Origin of the sequence: Corynebacterium aurimucosum, assembly GCF_030408555.1 — a bacterium.
GTDB lineage: Bacteria > Actinomycetota > Actinomycetes > Mycobacteriales > Mycobacteriaceae > Corynebacterium > Corynebacterium aurimucosum.
Genome location: NZ_CP047048.1, coordinates 268,049 through 291,345, shown reverse-complemented (window position 1 = coordinate 291,345; position 23,297 = coordinate 268,049). Strand labels below are relative to the sequence as shown.

Below are 23,297 nucleotides of genomic sequence, written 5' to 3'. Positions count from 1 at the left end.
TCTCCGAAGACGGCAACCAAGTAATTAATGAGGTCTTGTGGATCCGTTTAGCTCGAAGCCACGGTCCAGACATCGGCCCATCCAGAAGAAAGCTCAGCGGCACGCCTCGTTGCCAGTACTAAAGATTCTTCGCGTGCAATGCCTTTTCCAGCGATGTCAAAAGCGGTGCCGTGATCCACGGAAACACGTACAACTGGGAGGCCAGAAGTGATGTTTACCCCGTTGTCTCCGTATACGGCCTTGAACGGAGCGTGTCCTTGGTCGTGATAACAGGCGATAACAAGGTTGTATTTTCCTTTTACTGCAGCAGGAATCAGTGCATCAGCTGGCAGCGGTCCTGTGACGTTTATTCCTTCTTCTTGAGCTCTTTGGATTCCTGGGAGCAGTTGGTCTTGGTCTTCATCGCCGAACAGACGATTTTCACCTGCGTGTGGATTGATTCCGCAAACTCCAATTGTCCACTCAGGGTGTCCATTAGCCTTTCCAAGAGCTGCTGCGAGTTTGATTACATTGTAGGTTCGATCCGGTGTACACGAATCAACTGCGGACTTGAGTGATTGGTGGGTGGTCAGGTGAAAGAGAAATAGATCATCTGCGGAAAGAATCATTGAATAGTTTTCCACGCCAAATTCATGTGCCAAGATTTCTGTATGTCCAGGCCACAGGTGTCCGCCCGCATGCATGGCTTCTTTGTTCAGCGGTGCGGTGACAATCCCTTGAACGAGGTTCTTTTTTGCGTCGTCGCATGCAGCGACGACGAATCGGTATGCACCATCGCCTGCGGTGGCCGAAACTTTGCCGAGCTCAACTCGTTCAAGTTCTGGTCCAACCTGGATGACTTCGATTCGGTTGGGATCATTAGTTGCGTCACTTGGAGAAGTCAAGACGTGAACGGAATTTGGATCTAGACCTGCTACCTCACATCCATGGCGCAATGAATTGGCATCACCGTAGGCTATGGGGACACAAATTTCACGCAGTTCAGGGTGAAGCAGGAGTGTCTTAGCTGTGATTTCGGGTCCGATTCCGGAAATGTCTCCGATGGTAATAGCAAGTGTTGGATTATTCATTTGAAATTCCTTTCCAAATTTGATTCACAATATTGATCAATAGATTGGGTTCCCCAAATCCACCAGACTTTGTCACGATGGGTAGCTTTTCAAATGGCCCGTCTACGACTATTGAGAGAGGAACGCCTTTTTCAATGCTTCCGAGAACTTGGGTATTTGCTATGGAAAGTTCTTTGAAGCATGCAGCAGAGCCGTCTCCACCGAAAATGATTAGCGATCCAAACTTTCCGCTTTGTAGTGCCTTCTTAGTAAGTGATGAAAGCTTGTTCGCGAAGTCAGATGCAACTTGAGTTCGTTTTTCAATCGATGCAGTAACCGTTGGGTTTGCTCTCAAGACGAGTACACCATTGGTGTCTTGCGAAAGCACACTGATTTGCCGTAGAAGGCTGGGCATTGAGGGGTCTTGTGTGAGCTGAGCTGGGGCCGGGCTGAACACAGTAGACGAAACTCCTGCGGAGTCTGAAATATATTCATCGACCTGTGCTTGACTCACGTCATGAATCGATGTCACCACGACCAAAGGTGGAAAATCGATTGGTAGCGGTAGTTTTGCTGCTGATTTTGGTTCGCTTGCCTTGGCGATAAGTGCTTGTGCAAGGCCGGCAGAGCCGACAAAGACAATTGGCCGCTCGACTCGGTCCGCGACTTCACTAATCTGCTCTAGATCTTCTTGAACTCTTGCATCGAAAGTAATTATTTGAGCGGTGCTTTCGATAATTTCTTGGACACAGTGGTCGACGTCGTGGTGATTCCTAACATGAAATGAGTCAGGAATTAGATCGCCAATTCTGGAAGACTTCACGGGTGTGATCGGATCTCGCCCACTGCGAGTTTCGGTAACTGGAATTCCGTCTACGTATAGAACTTCATCATTGATGACTCGTCCCATTTCTGGATATGCGGTGCAAACGAATGCGAGCGCATTTCGATTACCAAGTCCTGCGATTGCGCCCTTAATTTGTTGCGCCACAGATCCCCGCATCGTTGAATCAACCTTGAGATAAATCTGCTCAAACCCGGCTCTTATAGCTTGCTCAGTCAAATTCCTTGTGGTTTCCTCGGCCTTTGCGTAGCTTGGTCGGGTGGCAGCGTTGATTGCGACAACTTCACTTCTTGAATTGTCCAGTTTTACAAGTTCTTGAACGGAGCTTGTGAGGAGCGTGTTGAAACCGTTGTCTGCGAACTGGACTGCGGTGTCATTTGCTCCAGTAAGGTCATCCGCTAAGACTAGGGTACGAGGTAACATTTAGACTTTCTCCTCGTCAAGATTTTGTGGCACTTCGGCCTCACTCCGATCTATCAATCCGCCTTCTTTCTTGAGAACGTACGCTGCGAGTAGGGGAGCCAGAATTGCAGAAACAAGAACTGCGGCGGCTACCTGAGTTGTGGCTGCATCTACATATTGGACAAACGTAGGGTCTGCTTCTGCAACGATTAACGGAGTCGCTACAGCATTTCCAGCTGTTGTAGCCGCGGCGAAGCCCATGCCTGATTCTCGGCCGCGTCGAAGAACAAATTTGTATCCAAGATAGGTAACCGCGCCGGTAAGAAGTACCGAAATTACGCCGAGGATCAGTCCCATCGCTCCGCCTGTGGCGATTGAGCCCAAGTTAATTCCGGTTCCTAGAGCAAAGGCAAAGAATGGAATTACGATGGCACCGGTAGGACGGAGAACGTCGGTCCATTTGGGATCAAGATTTCCTACAACCATTCCAATGATGAGTGGAATGACTGCTGCGGCCATTAGCGAGAGAGGGATGTCGGCCATTCCTGAAGCGCCTAAGAAAAGTAAAGTGAAGAAGGGGCCATCATTTACGGCTGAAGCGATGTACGCGCCGCGATCTCGGTAGTCGCCGTATTTGCCAGTGAAAGCGAGCCATACTCCGCCGTTGGAATTTGCTACCACGGTTAGTAGAGCGAGGATTGAAATTCCGAAGAATCCATCCAAACCGATCAGGTGTCCAAGCCCAACGATCAGAAGGCCCGGAATAATTGTCTTGGCGAGAAGAATTGTTCCCGCATGTGCGAGCACTGGTCCGGAGCTTCGAACAGTGATTTGGGTACCTGTAGCAAAAATTAGTAGTGCAATTAGTGGCGTCGCGGACGATTTGAAAAGTCCGGTGGTAAAAGAACCCATGTCAAGGAATGAAGGGAAGAAAGTTCCGACGATTGATCCCAGAATGAGGGGGATGACCATTGTTCCGCCAGGGACTTTATTCATCCAATCCCAGAGAGGAAGGATTGATTTTTGTGATTCAGCCATTCCAATATCCTTAGTGTAGATGCTGACAGACAGCATCGCTTATCCGTACAAGTAAGAATTTAGCAACTTGTACGGATAAGTCAAGGGTCTTATGGCTGTCTTTTTGTGTGCCGGTTCACACTATGTGGAAGTTTCGAGATCTAGCGCAACGCGGGTACCGGCGTGGAAAGTGGTAAATCGTTCGATCTCATCCCCGTCGATATTTGTTGTATTGCCTGAGAGCACAAGAAGGGGGGCGCCAACTGGCAACTCTAAGAGGGCGGCTAATTCCTCAGACGCAGGAATGGCTGTAATTGATCGTGACGAATGGGTAGGCATGTTTCCTGCTGAGCGGAATAGGTCATGTAGCGAACTCTGCTCCAGTGAATCTTCGTCTACCCCCGTGGCAGCCTCGAAAGGTACCTGCGTGTCGATGACGCAGAATGGTACACCGTCCAAGAATCTGATTCGGCGAAATGTAATATCTCCACTAATGGAATTCCTTGTCAGCGTCAGCACTTTCGTACGAACGTCCATTTCTTGGAGCAGGGCCTGCATGCCTAGACCATTAAGTGATTGGGCAACTCGATGGACTCTCTTCGGATTTATTACCTCTGTTTGTCGACCTTGCGATTTGGAAAGTAAACCTTCTGATTCTAAGAGGGAAAGCGCTTGGCGAATGACGGATCGGGAGACGTCAAAACGCTGTTGAAGGCTGGATTCGGAAGGTAAGTATCCAACTAGCACAGATGAATTTATTTCGTCTCGGAGTGTTGTGGCGACGGTCAAATAGAGCGGTATTCGAGTTGGCATTGGAATATTCGGGGTTATTGAACCTGTTTTAGGTCTAATCCTATCGGCAAATCCCCTCGCATTGTTGGAACCACATTTTGAACATGCTTTGGCATTCCTTTGGAAATGCATTGGGTCGTTCGAGATTCTATTTTCCTGGAGATCGGTATCGAGTGCAGAAGGTTGGTTGATTCGGCTGGGGCAAGGTTGGGGGCTAGGGGTGTCGAACAAGAAATAGTAGATCGACCAAGGGCCATAATCTAAGCCTTGCTCCATTAACTGTTGTCTGGCATGGACGACTGCGATTTTGTCGGCTTCGTCAAATTTCTTAAACGGGTTCTTCGGGGCAGTCGAATCCGGCACAATACCTGCTCGGCCCTTCTGCGCTATCCGGTGTTTGATGTTGTGGTACGTCTGCCGCGAGATCCCCAATTCTTTGCAAAACTGTGTGACCGTCTTGCCGTCACGAACGGGATCGAAATCTGCGACCTTTCTACGCTTATGCAATGGAATAGCCATCCGGCTATTCCACCGCCGTAAATGTCCAAAAAGCCACTAGACATCCTGTCCAAAAACATCCTGGACTCCGAGTCCAAAAAGTCGCTAGACATCACAGTTCTAGGCTGAATGAATATTCCGCGCAAGGAGGCACGAGCGGGACGTCGCCAAGCGCCGGCGCTCACCCCAAACGCCAACAACCCCCACCTCCTCACATGGCCTCCCATGCGTTGTGTTTGTTTGGAGGTGGGGGTTGTTGTGGTACCAGTACAGAAACTCAGGCGTTCAACGGCCTAGGAGGTGCCTAGTTGATGCGGCCGGTTTCCTTGCGGTACTGGCGGTAGTAGCGGCGGCCATACTTGACGGCGGCGATAGCCATGATGGCTACGACGACGCTGGCGATGGCACCCACGATCAGGTTGATCTGGTAATCAGCACCCGCGGTGCCGTCCGGGTAGAGCCAGGTGCCGAGGCCCCAGATCAGGATACCCAGCGGCGGCAGGATCGAGAGAGTCAGACCCATGCCCACCCAGGTGGAGGTGCGCAGCAAAGAAGAGTGCGGTGCGCCGTAAGAAACGGGGTCATATCCCTCGATGTAGGAGTCCTGAATCTTACCGGAGAACTCCGGGTAGGTCTCGCTGTGGTGATCAGCAACTGCCGGGTTGAGGTCGCTCATGGCTGAAACTTTCTCTCGTTCCTGTTAATCCTGTGAATGACTATAGCTTAGTCGTCCTTGCCGCGGAAAGCAGCACGTGCGCGTTCGCGGGTAACCGCGGAAACCGCGGTCAGCGGCACACCAGCCGGGCAGACGTCGGCACACTCGCCGTAGAGCGAGCAGTGGCCGAAGTTCTGCTCCAGATCGTCCACCATGTTGCGTGCGCGGCGGCCACGCTCTTCCTTGCCCAGCGGCATGAGGGAGAGGTGAACCAGCTTGGCGCCGGTGAACAGGTGGGCAGCACCGTTCGGGCAGGATGCCACGCAGGCACCGCAGCCGATGCAGGCAGCGTGATCCAGAGCGTACTCGGAGGTCTCGTGGTTGACGTGCAGGGTGTCAGCATCCGGAGCGGTACCCGCATCCATGGACACGTAGCCGCCCTGCTCCATGACGTGGTCCAGCTTGGCGCGGTCCACGATCATGTCCTTGATAACCGGGTAGGCAGCGGAGCGGAAAGGCTCCAGCTTGATGGTGTCACCATCCTTGAACTGGAAGAGGCGCTGCTGGCAGGCCGGGGTGTTCTGGCCCGGGCCGTGCGGGCGGCCGTTGACCAGGAGGCCACAGGTACCACAGATACCCTCACGGCAGTCGGAAGCGAATGCGAACGGCTCGGTGCCTTCCTCAATGAGGCGGTCGTTGACGTGGTCGAGCAACTCCAGGATGGACATCTGCTCGGCGGCGTCGTCAACCTGCACGGTCTCGAACTTGCCTTCTTGCGTCGGTCCGGCTTGACGCCAGATCTCAAGTGTCAGTTTCATTACTTGTAGTTCCTTGTCATCAGCGGGATCGAATCAAAGTACAGCGGCTCAGCGTGGCGGATGAACTCGCCCTCAGCAGCGCCCGGCTCCCAAGCGGAAACAAAGCACCAGTTCTCGTCATCACGCTCGGCCTCGCCGTCCTCGGAGAGGTGGTCCTCGCGGAAGTGAGCACCACAGGACTCGTCGCGGTCAAGGGCGTCAATACACATGAGCTCACCCAGGTCGATGTAGTCAGCAACGCGCAGACCGTACTCGAGGACCTGGTTCATGTCGTTGGCCTCACCAGTGATGCGGACGTTAGCCCAGAAGTCCTTGCGCAGCTCGCGAACCTTCTCGATGGCAACCTTGAGGTCCTCAACGTTACGGGACACGCCGCAACCCCAGTAGAGGATGTCACCCAGCTGGCGGTGGTAGTACGCCGGGCCGTGCGGGTCCTGGCCCTGGATGGACATGAGGCGGTCGATGCGAGCCTGAGCGCGAGCGACAGTCTCGTTGGCCTCAGCAGAATCCTCAGCCAGCTTGGCCTCACCCAGGTGGTGTGCCAGGTAGTTCGGGATGGTGAACGGAAGGGTGAACCAGCCATCGACGGAAGCGGACAGCAGGGAGTTAGCACCCAGGCGGTTTGCACCGTGGTAGGTCCAGGAGCACTCACCGGCGGCGAAGAGACCGTCGATGGTGGTCATCTCGTTGAAGTCCGTCCACAGACCACCCATGGTGAAGTGGCAGGTCGGAGCGATACGCATTGGGGTCTCATAAGCGGACTCACCAATGGCCTCTTCGTACATTTCGATGAGGTTGGAGTAACGCTCGCGGATCTTGTCCTTGCCCAGACGCTCGATGGCGTCGCGGAAGTCCAGGTACACAGAGTTGTGCAGCGGTCCAACACCCAGGCCCTTGTTGATCTGCTGGGAGATGGCACGGGACGCCACGTCACGCGGGACGAGGTTACCGAAGGCCGGGTAGCGGCGCTCCAGGAAGTAGTCGCGCTCCTCTTCCGGAATCTCGTTGGCAGGACGGTCATCCTTCTCCTTGATCGGAGACCAAATGCGGCCGTCGTTACGCAGCGACTCGGACATGAGGATGGTCTTGGACTGCCACTCGGAGTTCACCGGCAGGCCAGTCGGGTGGAACTGGATGAATGCCGGGGAAGCTAGGTAAGCACCGTTCTCGTACGCACGCATCATGGCGCCGGCGTTAGAGTTCTTAGCCAGCGTGGACATGTGGTAGACGTTGCCGTAACCACCAGTACCGAGGATGACTGCGTGGCCGGTGAAAGCCTTCAGCTCGCCGGTGATGAGGTTACGGGTCACGATGCCGCCGGCGCGCTTCTTGCCACCGTCGGTGTAGGTGATGATGTCCTGCAGGTCGTGGTGAGCGAAGAGCTCCACGTTGCCCAGACCAATCTGGCGGTAGAGCGCAGACGTGGTGGACAGCTGCAGCTGCTGGCCTGTTTGGCCACGGGTGTAGTAGGTGCGGGAGACCTGCACGCCACCGAAGGAACGGGTAGCCAGGGTGCCGCCGTACTCGCGAGCGAACGGAGCGCCGATGGCGTTCATGTGGTCGATGACGCGGATGGACTCATAAGCCAAGCGCCAGCAGTCGGACTCGCGGCAGCGGTAGTCGCCACCCTTGACGGTGTCCTTGGTGTGGCGGTAAGCGGAGTCGTTATCCACCTTCTTGTGGCGGGAAGAGTTAACACCACCCTGCGCAGCAATGGAGTGCGCACGGCGCGGGGAGTCGTGGTAGGTGAAGACCTTTACCTTGTAGCCCAGCTCGCCGAGGGCAGCCGCAGCGGAACCAGCAGCCAGGCCGGTACCGACGACGATGATTTCAAACTTGCGGCGGTTCAGCGGGGAGACCAGCTCCATGTGGTCCTTCTGGTAGCTCCACATGTCCTTCATCGGGACGCCGTGCGGCTCGTGGGACTCCAGAATGCGGCCCGGCTTAACACCCGGGACGACGGACTGCGGGTGCGAGAAGTTCGGGTGCTCGCGCTTGAGTTCAGTGTTCGCGTTCGACACAGGATTCGCGTTAGTCATGGGTTCAAAACTCCTTTAGCTGACCCAGCCCAGGGCGACGGACAACGGCATGACGATGTTTGCCAGGCACACGACGGCCGGGACAACGTACGCCAGGATGACAAATACCTCGCGCCACTTAGCACCGGTAATACCCAGGTCGGAAGCCGCAAGGCGGATGCCGTGGGTCAGGTGCAGGAAGAGGCAGAGCATGGCGACGATGTAAATGATGGTCACCGGCCAGCGGGAGAAGGTAGCGATCATGTTGGCCTTCACGGCACCATGAGCGAAAGCCTCCGGAGCGATTGGCTGAACACCCATCGTCAGATCCAGGATGTGGAAGACGATGAACAGGAGCAGCACGACGCCGGTCACCAGCATGGTCTTCGTCGCGAAGGAATCCATACCGCCCATCAGGTTGGTGCGCTTGAACTTACCGCGGGACGCCTTGGAGCGAGCGGTCAGCGCGAAGGCACCGTAAATGTGGGCGATCACGCACGCCAGCAAAACGATGCGGATGATCCACAGAAGGTGACCGCTCGGAATCAGCGGATCACCCATGCTGCGCAGGAATGCGCCGTAGGCATCGAGGGCTTCCTGGCCGTCATGAGCCGGCAGGTAAAGCTTCAAGTTTCCGGCCATGTGTCCCACAACGAAGAGTGCGAAGAACAGACCGGTAATTGCCATCGTCAGTTTCAAAGCCCAGGACGGAATTCCTGGCTTAGGACGAATCGTTTCATTAGTAATACGGCCGTGAGCGAGGGCTTCACGGTCAGGATTTTTTACAGACATGACACCTCCATAGTCGTCCTTACCTTACGCAGAACTTCACGCTGACCACTAGTTATCTCTTTGCTTTGCAGGCCCCTTGCCCCTCCTCCAGCCCACCGAAAGATTTAAGATAAGGCAAGGGTTGCCTTAAGTACCCTACCCCTTTTGCCGCTCTACCTTGATCACTTCCCTTTACGCAATATTGACCTTGCGAAAACATTTCACGGATGAGACTTTTGTCACAGGGTGTGGCGCGAGTGACGACCCTACCCCTTTAGGCGTCAAACTTTCGCTTGGTATCCACCCCCTCATTGCCCGCCCAGCACCTTGCCAACACCCCCACTTCACAGCGGAGTTAAAATACTTCACACATTCCTTGCAAAAATATTGTTACGAGTGAAAGGCACTAGGTAACCTAGCTCACATGAGCAAGACATACGTGGGTTCGCGCCTGCGCCAGCTGCGCCGCGAACGTGATCTCAGCCAAGCCTCCCTCGCCGCTACGCTGGGGCTTTCAGCGAGCTACGTCAACCAGATTGAGCATGACGTGCGCCCGCTTACCGTCCCGGTCTTGCTGAAAATCACTGAAGCATTTGGCGTTGATGCCACGTTCTTCTCCCGCGATGACGACTCACGCCTGCTGGCAGAAATCCAGGATGTCGTACAAGACCAGGAAATCTGCCCCTCCCCCGTGGAGCTTCAGGAATTGTCCGAGTTGGTTTATAACCACCCCACCGTTGCCCGCACGCTCGTGGATATCCACCGTCGCTACCGCAACATTCGCGACAAGCTTTCGCTTGCCACCGATACCCGCCGCTCGGATGGCAGCCAGGCGCTATCCATGCCTCACGACGAGGTGCGGGACTTCTTCTATGCCCGGCAGAATTACCTCGATGAATTGGAGATTCATGCGGAGGGAATCGCCGCGGAGCTCGGCGTCACCCCCTTCCACATCCGCGATATCGAGCAGGCTCTAAATGACAGGCTCACATCCCAGCACGGCGTGGAGATTCTCACCACCGATCGCATGGATGGCACACTGCATCGCTTTGACAAGAACACCGGCACCCTTCGCCTAGCCAGCCGCCTGAGCGTGGGCCAGCGCGCCTTCCGCATGGCGGCGGAGCTGGGGTTCCTGGAAGCGGGTGAGCTTATTAACCGCCTCGTGGACGAAGAACCCTTCACCTCGGATGCCTCGATCAACTTGGCCAAGCGGGGAATCGCCAACTACTACGCTGCAGCCACCCTTTTGCCCTATAACCTCATCCATAGTGAGGCCGAGCAATCCGGGTATGACGTGGAGTACCTTTGCAATGTTTTCGGCGTGGGCTATGAAACCATTGCTTCCCGCCTTTCCACGCTGCAGCGGCCCAACAAGCGCGGCATCCCCTTTACCTTTGTACGGGTGGACCGCGCCGGCAACATGTCCAAGCGCCAATCAGCCACGGGCGTGCACTTTTCCAACTCCGGCGGCACCTGCCCGCTGTGGAATGTCTACGAGTCCTTCTCACGCCCCAACACCATTTCCCGGCAGCTGGCGCAGATGCCGGATGGGCGCAATTACCTCTGGGTTTCGCGCACGGTGAGCTACCCGCAAGGCCGTTTCGGGGATACCAACAAGCTCTTCTCCATCGGCTTGGGCTGCGAGGCCCGCCACGCCAACCGCACTGTCTACGCCCAGGGCCTGAACCTCGATGCCCTTTCTTCCGCGACCCCGATTGGCGCTGGCTGCCGCACCTGCCCACGCCAGAACTGTTCGCAGCGAGCTTTCCCCGCTATCAACGAGCAGTTAGTCATTGATGCCCACCGCTCCGCGGTTGCGCCGTACTAACCAGATCTCGCGACACGTGCAGTAGGGACTAGCCAAAAGGAACGCTTTTACACCACAAATAACGTTTTATTGTCTTTTATGGGGAGCGCTCTCCAGAGTCGGGATGAATTTTTCCGGGGACAGATCCGCCCCCAGGAATCCTGTTATACATCTTGAACTGCCAATTTAAGCTTCCGCCAGCCCATATACATTTCCCTTAAACAGCTTTCTCATGATTTTGCCTATCAAAATACATAGATTTTCCGGGGTCGAATTTCTTATAATGGAACATGACCGATATCCCCTATCGAAAGGATCACTATCATGAGCAGCTTTGCTAACGGTTTCCTTGGCCAGATTCAGGGCCTTCTCGTAACCATCGTTAATGCACCGTTCGTTCTGTCCTCCAAGCTCTTCGGCTAAAGGCAGGCGCGCTACGGCGCTAAAACCAACTCTCCCCCTCAAACCCTTTCTGGGTTTGAGGGGGAGAGTTCTTGCTTTGGCTTCTTGCCGTGACCTTAGAGGTTGATCATGTGGCCGCCGATACCCTCGGCTGCTTCCTTCATAGCCTCAGACAGAGTCGGGTGTGTGTGAACGTTACGTCCGATCTCCTCAGCGGTGAGATCAAAGCGCTGCGCTAGGGTCAGCTCCGGCAGCAGCTCGGAAACGTTGGAGCCCACCATGTGGCCACCGATGAGCTCACCGAACTCGCTGTCAGCGACGAGCTTGACGAAGCCCGCGGTCTCGTTCAGACCAGCTGCCTTACCGTTAGCGGAGAACGGGAAGGTAGCAACCTTGATGTCGCGGTCAGCGAACTTCTCACGAGCCTGCTCCTCAGTGTAACCGAAGGAGGCAACCTGCGGGTTGCAGAAGGTAGCGCGCGGCATATTCATGTAGTCACCCAGCAGCTGGGTCTCAGCGCCGGCGATGACCTCAGCGGCCACGACACCCTGCGCCTCAGCCACGTGTGCAAGCTGCAGCTTCGCGGTGACGTCACCGATGGCGTAAATGCCCTCAACGTTGGTGCGCATGTAATCATCGATAGCGATGGCGCCGCGCTCGGTGAGCTCGACACCGGTGTTCTCCAGGCCGTAGCCCTCGGTGCGCGGGGCAAAGCCGATGGAGACCATGCAGCGGTCCACGGTCAGCGTATCGGTCTTGGAGCCGTCCTTGGACTCGACCTCAACGGTGACATTGTCGCCGTTGTCCTTGATGGCGGTGGTCTTGTAACCGGTCAGGAGCTTCACTCCAAGCTTCTTGTATTCCTTGGCAATAGCCTTGGAAACATCCTTATCCTCGTTTGGCAGGACGCGGTCCATAAACTCCACGATGGTCACGTCCACGCCGTAGTTGGCCAGAACGTAAGCAAACTCCATACCGATGGCGCCTGCGCCAACGATCACCATGGAATCCGGGGCATCATCGTTAAGGATCTGCTCCTCGTAGGACACGATGTTGCCGCCGATTTCCACGCCCGGAAGGGAACGGACAACGGAGCCGGTGGCGATAATGCAGTTATCAAAGGTAACGGTCTTACCCTTGTCATCGCCCTCGGTAATCTCGATGGTCTTGGCGTCCTTGAAGGAGCCGAGACCATTGATCTCCGTAATCTTGTTCTTCTTCATCAGGTAGTGCACACCCTTGACGATGCCCTCCGAAACCTTGCGGGAGCGCTTGTGCGCAACACCGAAGTCGAAAGAAACATCGCCGGAAATACCAAAGGCCTTTGCCTCATGGTTGAAGGTGTGTGCAACCTCAGCGTTCTTAAGAAGAGCCTTGGACGGGATGCAGCCCACGTTGAGGCAGACACCGCCCCAGTACTGCTTCTCAATAACGGCAACCTTCTTGCCCAGCTGGGCAGCGCGGATGGCGGACACGTAGCCGCCGGGGCCCGCGCCGAGTACTACAACGTCAAAATGTTCATTAGTCACGCTCTATAGGATACGTAACTTTAGGCTCGCTGTCCCACCACCCCCGAGCATGTACCCACTGGACGTTCATAGCCGTCCCGATGCAGGCCTAACGCGCGGGATGCAAACTGGCACAAATAAACCCCCAACCCCCAATGAAGGGGATTAGGGGAAGGAAAGCGGGGCACTACCCCCTGCAGATTTCTTAGAACAGACCCCAGTCCAGGGCAGCCTTCGAGGACGTGGAGGAGCCGAAGTGAGCGATCTGGCCCAGCACCTGGTTGATGGAAACGAGGATGGTGTCAAAAAAGTTCATTCTTCTTCTTTCTGTTGGTATTTGAGCGGCGTGCGCGACTTTACGCGGCACCCCTCCCGCGAGGTCACAGCGATGCAGGCGGCCGCCGCCGGAGGCGGTCTCGGTACCTAGCTCCACTAACGAACGAGACTGTCGTTGCGTTACATAACCCAGGAATAGGCGCGGAAAGATTATGACACGGTTTCAACTTCAATACCACCATTCACTCTAATAACTTGGTATGTTTAATCTCGCTACCCTTATCTTCGGGGGTACTGAATCACCCGTCTATCAGTACTTTTGCCCATTTCAAGGGTGGTTTGTCCGGAGCATCTTTTAAACTTGCCCCTACACTTCCGCTCATCATCAAGAAAGCGAGATTCCATGAAGATTGCGCGCTCTCTCACGACGCTGGCAGCGGCATCAGCCTTAGCCCTCGGCGCCGTTGTATCCCCTATCGCCAGCGCATCCGACATTGACCCGGATGAAATCCGCGGTAACGCTGAAAAATCCCAGATTTCCGATATCGACCTTTACGACGAGCTCGAGGAGTACCTGCCCAAGGATGAGGCCGGCAACCCGTCGCCGTCTCGAGAGGAATATGAGGCTGCCCTTAACGACAGAAACACCAATTTCAGCGAGCCCAAGATCAACAAGCTTCCGGAAAAAAAGAAGTGGATGGGCTACGTCTTCAGGTACGGGGAATACCGTCAATTGGTGAAGCCCCTTAAGGCCACCGCACCCGCAATGGACCGCGACGTCCCCCTTGCAGTACTCACCCCAGACGGCACCTTTGATGCCTCCCGCCCCACCATTTACTTGCTCAACGGTGCCGGCGGCGCCGAGCAAGGAATGGACTGGATTAGTTCCACCTTTGGCAAGGATCTCGATCCGAAGGCAAAAGGTGTGCAGCACCTGCCGTACTTCTACGCCAACCGCAACGTGAACGTTGTCATCCCGCAGGCGGGCGCTTTCTCCTACTACACCGACTGGCTGAGCACCCCGGACCGCGGCTACCTCAAGGGCCCACAGAAGTGGGAGACCTTCCTGACCAAGGAGCTGCCGGGACCGCTGGAGAAGCGCATTAACGGCAACGGCAAGCGCGGCATCGCCGGCATGTCCATGTCCGCAACCTCCTCGCTCGTGCTGGCCCAGCACAACCCGAACTTCTACGATGCCATCGGCTCCTACTCCGGTTGCGCTGCTACCTCGACCCCGCTGCCGAACTTCTACGCGCAGCTCACCGTGAACCGCGGTGGCGGAAGCACCGAGCAGATGTGGGGCGCGAAGGGCGGAGACTACAACCGCTACAACGATGGCCTCATCAACGCCACCAAGAACAACATGGGCAATTCCAAGGTCTATGTTTCCGCCAACTCCGGTTTGGCTGGGGCAACAGACTTGGGCTCGTCCAAGATTGATGCCTCGGGCTCATCCCAGGCCTTCAAGTCTTCCTCCACCCTCGTGGTTGAGGGCGGCGTCATCGAGGCAGCCATGAACGCCTGCACGCATGACCTGAAGGCAAAGATGGAGCGCGAGGGCGTTAAAGACGCAGTCTTCAACCTGCGCAACACCGGTACCCACTCTTGGCCGGGTTGGTATGACGACATCAACTCCTCGTGGCCGACATTCGCCAGCGCCTTCTTTCCCGAGGATCCTTCCGCGCCGGTAGCGGCAACTTATGCAGCAAATGAGGACGCGAGCGCTAACGAAATGGATGCCGAGGCCGATAGTCAGGATGCGAAACTGGATGAGGCAGAGGCAGACACCGAGGCCCCCGCTGATTCCCTGCCAGTAGATACTGAGGCGACCGAGCACTAAGCTCTATTCGCCGTACCAATTATTGAATAAGGAACGTTATGAAGCGTCTTAGCTCTCTCCTCACCGCCGGCGCGCTGTGTGCCGCCGCGCTGGTCAGCCCCGTTGCGGGTGCTGCCACCCTCACCGCGCAGCAGGTTGCGGGTGACACTGCCCTATCCACCATCTCGGACCTGCAGGTCACCCCGGAGGTGGAGAGCCAGAAGTGGTATGACCACTACAAGGATGACGCCCGCGTTCTCAAGCTGCAGGCTACCTCGCCGGCGATGAACGGCCGCGCCATTCCGCTTGCTGTCATCCCGGCCAAGAACCCGGACCGCCCGACGGTCTACCTGCTCAACGGCGCTGGTTCCGCCGAGCAGGATTCCGACTGGTTGTACATGTCGGATGTCGTGGACTTCTACGCTGAGAAGGACGTCAACGTGGTGGTTCCGCAGGCAGGCGCTTTCTCCTACTACACCGACTGGCTGGAGGAGCCCAACGGCAAGTACCTCAAGGGCCCGCAGAAGTGGGAGACCTTCCTGACCAAGGAGCTGCCGGGACCGCTGGAGGAGCGTCTGAACGCAAGCAATAAGCGCGCCGTCGCCGGCATGTCCATGTCCGCGACGTCGTCATTGCTGTTTGCTCAGCACAACCAAGGCTTCTATGACGCAGTTGGTTCCTTCGCCGGCTGTGCTGCGACCGCCTACCCCACCGAGTACGAGTTCCTGCGCCTCACTGTGAACCGCGGTGGCGGCCAGCCGGAGCAGATGTGGGGACCGATGGGCTCTGCCTACAACCGCTACAACGACGCCCTGATGAACTCTGAGAAGCTGCGCGGCACCAAGCTGTACATCTCCTCCGCATCGGGCTTCGCCGGTGAGCAGGATACCCCGTCCTACTACATCAACAAGGGTTACAGCCCGTTGACGGCCTACCTGGGCTCGGCGCAGCTGCAGGTGGAAGGCGGCGTCATCGAGGCTGCCGTTAACCACTGCACCCACATGCTCAAGGCAAAGCTGGATAAGCAGAACATTCCGGCAACTTACAACCTCCGCAATGTGGGCACGCACTCCTGGCCGGGCTGGCGCGAGGACCTGGTGAAGTCCTGGCCTACCTTTGAGGAAGCCTTCAACTCCTAAACAGTGGGCTAAGCATGTCGTGGTTCGGCATGCCTGCTCCCCTGGCTTCGGATAAGTCAAACAGGGCGGTAGGATAGCGGCATTATGAAGCTGCTTTCTACCGCCCTTTCGCATATCTCGTCCGCCCGCGGCCACGCCGCACCTACTCGGGATAGCTATACCGGGGTGGATTTCAACCTCGGCTTCGAAATCACCCACTATGACTTGGACCTGGCCTACCGCGTGGAACCCAACATGCTCCAAGGCGAAGCTGTGCTCCATATTCGCGCGTTGGGGGACTTGGACAAGCTCACCCTCGACCTCGGCGGCGCCATGGTCGCTCGTCGCATCACGGCGAAGCATGCACCGCGCGTGGCCAAGTTCCGCCTATCCGGTGGGAAGCTGCGCTTGAACTTCGCCGACACAATCGTGGAAGGCCAAGAGTTTGAACTGCTGATCCGCTATGGCGGCTCACCCCGCCCGCTGCGCACGCCATGGGGTGAGATCGGCTGGGAGGAGACGGATTCTGGCTCTTTGGTAGCTAGCCAGCCCAATGGCGCGCCCAGTTGGTTCCCGTGCGATGACACCCCGTCCGCAAAGGCCACCTACGATATTCGAATTACCGCCGACGATCCTTTCGTGGTCATCTCCAACGGCAAGCTGGTCTCCCGCCGCAGCGCGGGTGGTTCCATGACGCGCTGGCACTACCGCGTCAAGCACCCCATGGCCACCTACCTCGCCACGGTCCAAGTTGGTGAGTACATCGAGATCCCACTTGGGGCCAACGTCCGCGCGTGGGCACCGGCCCGCCTCAAGCCGGTGGTGCTCGAAGAATTTGCCCAGCAGCAGGAGATGGTGGACTTCTACTCCACACTCTTTGGCCACTATCCTTTCGCCGATTACCAGGTAGTCATCACCGATGATGAGCTAGAAATCCCGCTCGAAGCCCAGGGCCTGTCTATCTTTGGCTCCAACCACGTCAAGGGTGATCATGTCTTCGAGCGGCTCATCGCGCACGAGCTCTCCCACCAGTGGTTCGGCAACTCCGTGGGCCTGATGGAGTGGAAGGATATCTGGCTCAACGAAGGTTTTGCCTGCTACTGCGAGTGGCTGTGGTTTGAGCACGCACATGGCCGCCCGGCACATGAATCAGCGCGCTCGCATTATCAGGTGCTGGCCCGCAAGAAGCAGGACATTCTGCTCAGCGATCCTGGTACGCGCGATATGTTCGATGACCGCGTCTACAAGCGCGGTGCGCTGACCGTCCACTCGCTGCGCCGCCTCGTGGGTGATGAGGCCTTCTTCCGCACGGTGCGGGAGTACCTCACCGCAGCGCAGCACTCGGTGGTGACCCCGGAGGATCTCATCAGCCGCATGCGCGAGGCAGCGGAGAACCCGGGTGACGTCGACCAGCTCCTAGCCCAGTGGTTGGATAAGCCGGAGCTGCCGCGCTTCCCGCTATAAAAATCGGCCGCTTCATCCCGGCAGTACCATGAGCAATACATGCTCTAAACTGGGAAACCATGCGCAAACTGCTTGTTACCGGCGGCGCCGGCTTTATTGGTGCAAACTTCGTGCGGCTCGTGGCCGAGCAGCGCCCGGAGGTGGAAATCACCGTCCTGGACAAACTCACCTACGCGGGCAATCGCGCCAATCTCGACGGCGTGGACGCCGAGCTCGTGGTGGGGGACGTGGCGGATGAGGGGGTCGTCGACAAGCTCGTGTCCCAGGCGGATACCGTGGTGCACTTCGCAGCGGAATCCCACAATGACAACTCTTTGCGGGATCCTTCGCCCTTCCTCCACACCAACATCATGGGCACCTTCGTGCTGCTGGAGGCCTGCCGCCGCCACGATGTGCGCCTCCACCACGTCTCCACCGATGAGGTCTTTGGTGATTTGGACATTGGCGCCGATACCTACTTCACGGAGTCGACTCCTTATAACCCTTCTTCGCCCTATTCGGCCACGAAAGCCGGCTCGGATCACCTGGTGCGCGCGTGGGTGCGCAGTTTTGGGCTGCGGGCAACCATTTCGAATTGCTCCAATAACTACGGCCCCTACCAACACATTGAGAAGTTCATTCCGCGACAGATCACCAACCTGCTTCTAGGCCAGCCCGCCAAGCTTTATGGCACCGGCGAACAGGTGCGGGATTGGATTCACGTGGATGATCACAATGAGGCCGTACTCGCCATCCTGGACCGCGGGCGCATCGGTGAGACCTATAACATCGGCGCCGATCAGGAGGATACGAATAACCGCCAGGTCATCGAGATGATCTGTGAGCTCATGGGCGCGACAGATGACGGCCAGGCGCGTTTCGAGCACGTGGCGGACCGCCCAGGCCATGACCAGCGCTATGCCATGGATGCCAACAAACTGCGCCGCGAGCTGGGCTGGAGCCCGCGCTACACGGATCTGCGCGAAGGCCTGGCCGCCACCATTGAGTGGTACCGCGCACACGAGGACTGGTGGCGTGCGGGCAAGGAAGAAGTTGAAGCCAACTACGCGAAGCAAGGACAGTAAAGAAACCATGAAGGTGCAGTCAACGGCCATTGAGGGCCTGCTCATTGTGGAGCTCGACGTCCACGGGGATAACCGCGGCTGGTTCAAAGAGAACTGGCAGCGTGAGAAGATGGTGGCGGCAGGTTTGCCTGACTTCCAACCGGTGCAAAACAACGTTTCCTTCAATGCGGAGAAGGGGGTTACGCGCGGGTTGCACGCGGAGCCCTGGGACAAGCTGGTCTCGGTGGCCTCCGGCCGGGCCTTCGGCGCGTGGTGCGATCTGCGTGAGGGCTCTTCTACCTTTGGCCAACTGGTAACCCACGAGCTGCGCGAGGACGTGGCGGTCTTCGTGCCGCGCGGTGTGGCCAACGGTTTCCAGGCGCTGGAGGCCTGCGCCTACTCCTACCTGGTCAATGACCACTGGTCCCCGGATGCGGAGTACACCTGCGTCAACCTGGACATGGTGGACTGGCCGCTGGAACCGACGGAGATCTCCGACAAAGACAAGGAGCACCCCGCGCTTGCCGCCGTTACCCCCATGCCACCTCGCCGCATCCTAGTCACCGGCGCCAACGGGCAGCTGGGTCGCGCATTAAAGAAGTTCTTGCCCTCCGCTGGCTTGGGCGCGGTGGAGTTCTGTGGGCACTTAGACTTCGACATCACCACCCCGCCTGCCCGCCCGTGGAAGCAGTACTCCGCCATCATCAACTGCGCGGCCTATAACGATGTCAACGGCGCGGAGGACGATCGCGCCGCAGCCTGGGCCGTCAACGCTTCCGCCCCGGCGAAGCTCGCGCGCATTGCGGCGGAGAATAGCCTGACCTTAGTGCACGTTTCCAGCGACTATATCTTCGACGGCTCTAACGAGGTTCACTCCGAGGAGGAAATGCCTTCCCCACTGTCGGCCTACGGGGCGTCGAAAGCCGCGGGCGATACCGCCGCGCAAACCGCGCCGCGCCACTATGTCATCCGTACCTCGTGGGTATTCGGCGACGGTGCCAACTTCATGGCCACGATGCGCTCGCTGGCGACTAAGGGAGTCAAGCCCTCCGTCATCCACGATCAACGCGGACGCCCCACCTTTGCCGAGGATCTGGCCAAGGGCATCATCCACCTGCTCAAGACCGAATCCGACTACGGCGTGTACAACATCTCTAACTCGGGCGATGTGGTGGGCCGCGATGAGATCGCCATGGCCGTCTTCACCGGTGTGGGCCAGGATCCCGCCGATGTCACGCCGGTCAGCACCGAGCAGTACCGCGAAATTGCCGGGCCCGAGGCTCCTCGCCCGAAGGAGTCCACCTTCGACCTGTCCAAGATTGAAGCCACCGGCTTCAAACCCATGAATTGGCGGGCCGCGTTGGCGCTTTACCTGGGCCTTTATCCGGCATAACACTTAACTTCCCACTTAACATAACACCTGGGAAGTTAAGTGGTATGTTGAGTGTTATGTTAGGGCGCACCAAGAGAAAGGCCTGCTCATGACCCCTACAACACTCTCCGAACTGATCGCACAGCTCCGCGTCATTGGAAGCGATAAACAGTCTGTAGAGGTCAAATCTTCTGTCGGCAAAGAAGTACTCTCCACCCTCAGCGCCTTCGCAAACGGAAACGGCGGGACCCTTATCATCGGCCTGTCAGAGCAGGACGGCTTCACTCCGATTAAGAAATTCTCCGCCTCCACCGCCCAAGACCAATTGGAAACACGCTGCCAACAGCTCATCCCTCCGGTCCGCCCGCGGATCGACGTCATCGAGTTTGAAAGCAGCCACATACTCGTCGCAGAGATCGATGAGTTTCCCGCACGCGATAAGCCCTGCTATATGGCCGAAAGGGGACTATACAAAGGGAGCTACATTCGCACCGGTGATGGTGATACACGTCTGTCCCAGTACGAGGTTAATCGACTCGTTGAAGAGCACGCACAACCGACCTGGGATGAAGATGCCATCCCGGATGCCACATTGGAAGACATTGAGGGCGCCACTCTTGATGACTTCCTCCAAGTGCAGAAAGAGCGCCGCCCCAAGACCTTTGCGAATGGACAGGACACGGCACTCAAACGCCTGCGAGTCCTCAAGGACGGCCATCCCACGTTGGCCTCACTTCTTGTCATGGGTGACTATCCGCAGGAATTCTTCCCCCGATTAACGGTCACCTTCGCTCTCTTCCCTGGTACGTCGAAAGGTGATGTCACCACGGGTATTCGTCTCCTCGACAGCGCTACCCTTCACGGGACGATTCCGGAACTAGTGAGCGAAGGCATCGATATTGTAAAGAAGAACATGCGCACCGCCGGCTTTATCGGCGACAAATCCCGGACCGCGCTTCCAGATTACCCCCTCGTCGCTGTCCGTGAAGCATTAGTGAATGCGCTCATGCACCGCGACTACTCCCCGACAGCTCGCGGCAGCCAAGTTCAGATCAACATGTTTGTTGACCGCTTGGAAATCACTAACCCCGGCGGCCTTTATGGCGGGGTTACGCTCCGTAATCTTGGAGAAGCTGGCGTCAGCTCTACCCGCAATCAGCGCCTTGCCACGTTTCTCGAGGACATTCCCTTGCCTGAAGGCGGCGTTGCCGCAGAGAACCGCGGCACGGGCATCGCCACCATCCACCAGGCCTTGGCTGATGCACTCATGCCTAAGCCAGAAATGATCAATCGGCTCGACAGCTTTACCATCATTTTCCACCGGCGCAGGGTAGCCAGCCAGGAACGCTATGGCACCGCCCGCGATCACGTGGAACACCTACTCCACGGCAGTCCGTCCGTATCCACAACGGAGCTAGTTGAGGCTACAAAGCTCAGCCGCACAGCAGTCCAGAACGCACTGAATGAGCTCATTCGCGATAACATCGCAGAGAAGACGGAGCCCGGACGCAGCCCCAAACAGCGTTACAGGCTGCGCAAATAGAACATAACACTCGACATAACACTTAACTTCCCAGGTGTTATGTTAAGTGGGAAGTTAAGTGTTATGTTCACCAGTCCGCGCCGCCGTACGCCAGCGCGGGCATCTCCTCCGTTAAGCTTGAAGCCCATGAAGGGCATCATCCTCGCTGGCGGTTCTGGGACCCGCCTCTACCCCATCACCAAGGGCATCTCGAAGCAGCTCATGCCCATCTATGACAAGCCGATGGTCTACTATCCCCTGACCACCCTGATCCAGGCCGGTATCCGCGAGATCCTCATCATCACTACCCCGGAGGACCAAGCAGCCTTCCAGCGCCTCCTCGGTGATGGCTCGCAGCTCGGCCTCATGCTGCACTACGCGGTCCAGCCCCGGCCCGAAGGTTTGGCGCAGGCCTTCCTCATCGCCGAAGACTTCATCGGTGACGACGACGTAGCCCTCGTTTTGGGCGACAACATCTTTGATGGCCACGGCTTTTCCACTGCACTGAATGAGTGCAGCCACCCCGGCGGGGGCATCATCTTTGCCTACGAGGTCTCCGATCCGCAGCGCTATGGCGTCGTGGACTTTGATGACTCCGGCCAAGCCCTGTCCATCGAGGAAAAGCCCGCCGCCCCCAAATCCAACCATGCGGTGGTGGGCTTATACTTCTATGACAATTCCGTGGTGGAGATTGCCAAGTCGATCACGCCCAGCGCACGCGGGGAGTTAGAAATCACCGCCGTCAACGAGGAATACCTGCGCCGCGGGCAGCTGCGCGTCAAGCGCATGCAGCGCGGTGACGTCTGGCTGGATACCGGCACGGTGGACTCCATGAGTGAGGCCTCGGCCTACGTCGAGGTGATGCAAAAACGCACCGGCACCGTCATTGGTTCGCCGGAGGTGGCTGCCTTCGAAGAGGGCTTCATCGATGCCGTAGCACTCACCGAGCTGGCCGAGCCCCTTCTGAAGTCCGGCTATGGCCGTTATCTCCTCGCCGCCGCCCACGAAGATTGAGCCCGAGGTACCGATCGATCAAATAAGTGCCGAAACCTGCCGGCGGTATCTGAGCCCTTAATTGATCGATCCGTACGCGCCTAAGCGTCCCTCGCTCTGTGTCAGGAGCCGCCATCACCCAAACGGGCCTAGACGCGTTAAGGTAATCGCATGCCTAGTTCATCCTCTCGCCCCACCAGTGATTCGAAGAAATCAGCGCTATCCACCATCAGCCCCGTGGCGTGGGGATTGTTGGTGATCATTGTAATTCTGGCCATCATCATTGGTTTCCTGCTGGCGGAACGTGCTTCTTCCAACGATGAAGGAACACACGCAGCGCAGGAGACCGCGACGAGCACGGCACCCACCGAAGACCTGGCGAAGGACGCTGACAAGGCCACACCCGGCACGAAATTCTCCGATGGGAAGGGGGATCCGATGATGTTCGGGCCCGGCGGTGACACCAAGAGCGGGGATATCACGGTGGTGCACCGCAAGAAGGAGAACGATCCTTTCGCCGTGGGCGCGGTGGATGCGCCTGTGGTGATTTCGGAGTTCTCCGATTTCGAGTGCCCATTCTGCTCCCGCCACGCCAATGTCACCGAGCCGGATATCCTTAAAAAGTACGTGGAGAAGGGCTTAGTGCGCATCGAGTGGAATGACTTCCCCGTGAACGGCCCCGCCGCCATCGAGGCTGCCAAGGCTGGGCGCGCTGCCGCGGCACAGGGTAAGTTCCAGGAGTTCAAGCACGAGCTCTACACCGCTAGCAAGGACATCAGTGGTCACCCCGAGTTCGGCATCGAGGACTTCATGAAGTTTGCTGAGAAGGCCGGCGTTGCGGACTTGGATAAGTTCCGCCAGCAGGCCACGGACGATACCTACACCGAAGTCATCGAGACAGCCACCAGCTACGCTTCCCAGATCGGTATTACGGGCACCCCGGCCTTCGTGGTGGGAGATCAGTTCGTCAGTGGTGCTCAGCCCCTAGAGGTTTTTGAGCAGGTCATCCAGGAGCAGCTGGGAAAGGCGGCCAATGCCTAAACCACCACTGATTGTGTGGGTCTTCATCGCACTGGTTATCTTGACCGCATTCTTAGGCGGTTATG

18 protein-coding genes are annotated in these 23,297 nt (G+C 57.3%); 9 read left to right on the top strand and 9 right to left on the bottom strand.

The features are described 5' to 3' along the window. Positions 1-47 precede the first annotated feature (47 nt). The 8 genes from pdxA to CAURIM_RS01320 all read right to left on the bottom strand — a co-directional run bounded on the left by pdxA (position 48) and on the right by CAURIM_RS01320 (position 8,885). Positions 48-1,070, bottom strand: coding sequence for a 4-hydroxythreonine-4-phosphate dehydrogenase PdxA (gene pdxA / locus CAURIM_RS01355; protein WP_083276407.1), 1,023 nt, complete (start codon positions 1,068-1,070; stop codon positions 48-50). Continuing rightward, a complete protein-coding gene (locus CAURIM_RS01350) occupies positions 1,063-2,316 on the bottom strand; it encodes a four-carbon acid sugar kinase family protein (RefSeq protein ID WP_201828757.1) in 1,254 nt (417 codons plus the stop codon). The genes pdxA and CAURIM_RS01350 overlap by 8 nt, the downstream gene beginning before the upstream one ends. Beyond that, positions 2,317-3,333, bottom strand: a complete 1,017-nt coding sequence (locus CAURIM_RS01345; protein WP_201828758.1) for a 2-keto-3-deoxygluconate permease — start codon at positions 3,331-3,333, stop codon at positions 2,317-2,319. 120 nt (positions 3,334-3,453) lie between these two features. Then, positions 3,454-4,623 carry a UTRA domain-containing protein gene (locus tag CAURIM_RS01340; RefSeq protein WP_083276409.1) on the bottom strand — a complete coding sequence of 390 codons (1,170 nt, stop codon included), beginning with the start codon at positions 4,621-4,623 and terminating at the stop codon, positions 3,454-3,456. A 283-nt stretch (positions 4,624-4,906) separates the two neighbouring features. Next, positions 4,907-5,278 (bottom strand): hypothetical protein, encoded by a 372-nt coding sequence (locus CAURIM_RS01335; RefSeq protein WP_070711090.1) that lies wholly within the window; start codon positions 5,276-5,278, stop codon positions 4,907-4,909. Positions 5,279-5,325: 47 nt separating this feature from the next. Further along, positions 5,326-6,075: a succinate dehydrogenase/fumarate reductase iron-sulfur subunit gene (locus CAURIM_RS01330; protein WP_070444027.1), complete on the bottom strand. Its 750-nt coding sequence runs from the start codon at positions 6,073-6,075 to the stop codon at positions 5,326-5,328. Beyond that, a complete protein-coding gene (locus tag CAURIM_RS01325; RefSeq protein ID WP_070731326.1) occupies positions 6,075-8,114 on the bottom strand; it encodes a fumarate reductase/succinate dehydrogenase flavoprotein subunit in 2,040 nt (679 codons plus the stop codon). Before CAURIM_RS01325 ends, CAURIM_RS01330 begins: the two co-directional genes overlap by 1 nt. Positions 8,115-8,129: 15 nt before the next feature. Continuing rightward, positions 8,130-8,885: a succinate dehydrogenase cytochrome b subunit gene (locus tag CAURIM_RS01320; protein WP_070444033.1), complete on the bottom strand. Its 756-nt coding sequence runs from the start codon at positions 8,883-8,885 to the stop codon at positions 8,130-8,132. A 403-nt stretch (positions 8,886-9,288) separates the two neighbouring features. Between CAURIM_RS01320 and ramB the strand changes: the two genes are divergently transcribed. After that, positions 9,289-10,695, top strand: a complete 1,407-nt coding sequence (gene ramB, locus CAURIM_RS01315; protein ID WP_201828759.1) for an acetate metabolism transcriptional regulator RamB — start codon at positions 9,289-9,291, stop codon at positions 10,693-10,695. Positions 10,696-11,192: 497 nt separating this feature from the next. On the opposite strand, the gene lpdA is transcribed toward ramB, so the two are convergent. After that, positions 11,193-12,605 (bottom strand): dihydrolipoyl dehydrogenase, encoded by a 1,413-nt coding sequence (lpdA, locus tag CAURIM_RS01310; RefSeq protein ID WP_070645735.1) that lies wholly within the window; start codon positions 12,603-12,605, stop codon positions 11,193-11,195. A 658-nt stretch (positions 12,606-13,263) separates the two neighbouring features. On the opposite strand from lpdA, the gene CAURIM_RS01305 reads away from it, so the two are divergent. The 8 genes from CAURIM_RS01305 to CAURIM_RS01270 all read left to right on the top strand — a co-directional run bounded on the left by CAURIM_RS01305 (position 13,264) and on the right by CAURIM_RS01270 (position 23,232). Beyond that, on the top strand, positions 13,264-14,700 hold the full coding sequence (locus CAURIM_RS01305) for an alpha/beta hydrolase (RefSeq protein WP_201828760.1): 1,437 nt from the start codon (positions 13,264-13,266) through the stop codon (positions 14,698-14,700). Between the two features lie 38 nt (positions 14,701-14,738). Further along, the gene (locus CAURIM_RS01300; protein ID WP_201828761.1) at positions 14,739-15,818 is read left to right on the top strand and encodes an alpha/beta hydrolase; all 1,080 of its coding nucleotides are present in this window, start codon (positions 14,739-14,741) and stop codon (positions 15,816-15,818) included. An 84-nt stretch (positions 15,819-15,902) separates the two neighbouring features. Then, a complete protein-coding gene (locus tag CAURIM_RS01295) occupies positions 15,903-17,261 on the top strand; it encodes a M1 family metallopeptidase (RefSeq protein ID WP_201828762.1) in 1,359 nt (452 codons plus the stop codon). Between the two features lie 59 nt (positions 17,262-17,320). Next, positions 17,321-18,325 carry a dTDP-glucose 4,6-dehydratase gene (gene rfbB / locus CAURIM_RS01290; RefSeq protein WP_201828763.1) on the top strand — a complete coding sequence of 335 codons (1,005 nt, stop codon included), beginning with the start codon at positions 17,321-17,323 and terminating at the stop codon, positions 18,323-18,325. 7 nt (positions 18,326-18,332) lie between these two features. Beyond that, positions 18,333-19,697, top strand: coding sequence for a sugar nucleotide-binding protein (locus tag CAURIM_RS01285; RefSeq protein WP_201828764.1), 1,365 nt, complete (start codon positions 18,333-18,335; stop codon positions 19,695-19,697). Positions 19,698-19,785: 88 nt separating this feature from the next. Next, a complete protein-coding gene (locus CAURIM_RS01280) occupies positions 19,786-21,219 on the top strand; it encodes an ATP-binding protein (RefSeq protein WP_201828765.1) in 1,434 nt (477 codons plus the stop codon). A 126-nt stretch (positions 21,220-21,345) separates the two neighbouring features. Beyond that, positions 21,346-22,212: a glucose-1-phosphate thymidylyltransferase RfbA gene (rfbA, locus tag CAURIM_RS01275; RefSeq protein ID WP_201828766.1), complete on the top strand. Its 867-nt coding sequence runs from the start codon at positions 21,346-21,348 to the stop codon at positions 22,210-22,212. Positions 22,213-22,362: 150 nt separating this feature from the next. Beyond that, entirely contained in the window at positions 22,363-23,232 is an 870-nt protein-coding gene (locus CAURIM_RS01270) for a DsbA family protein (protein WP_236659339.1), read from the top strand. Positions 23,233-23,297 lie beyond the last annotated feature (65 nt).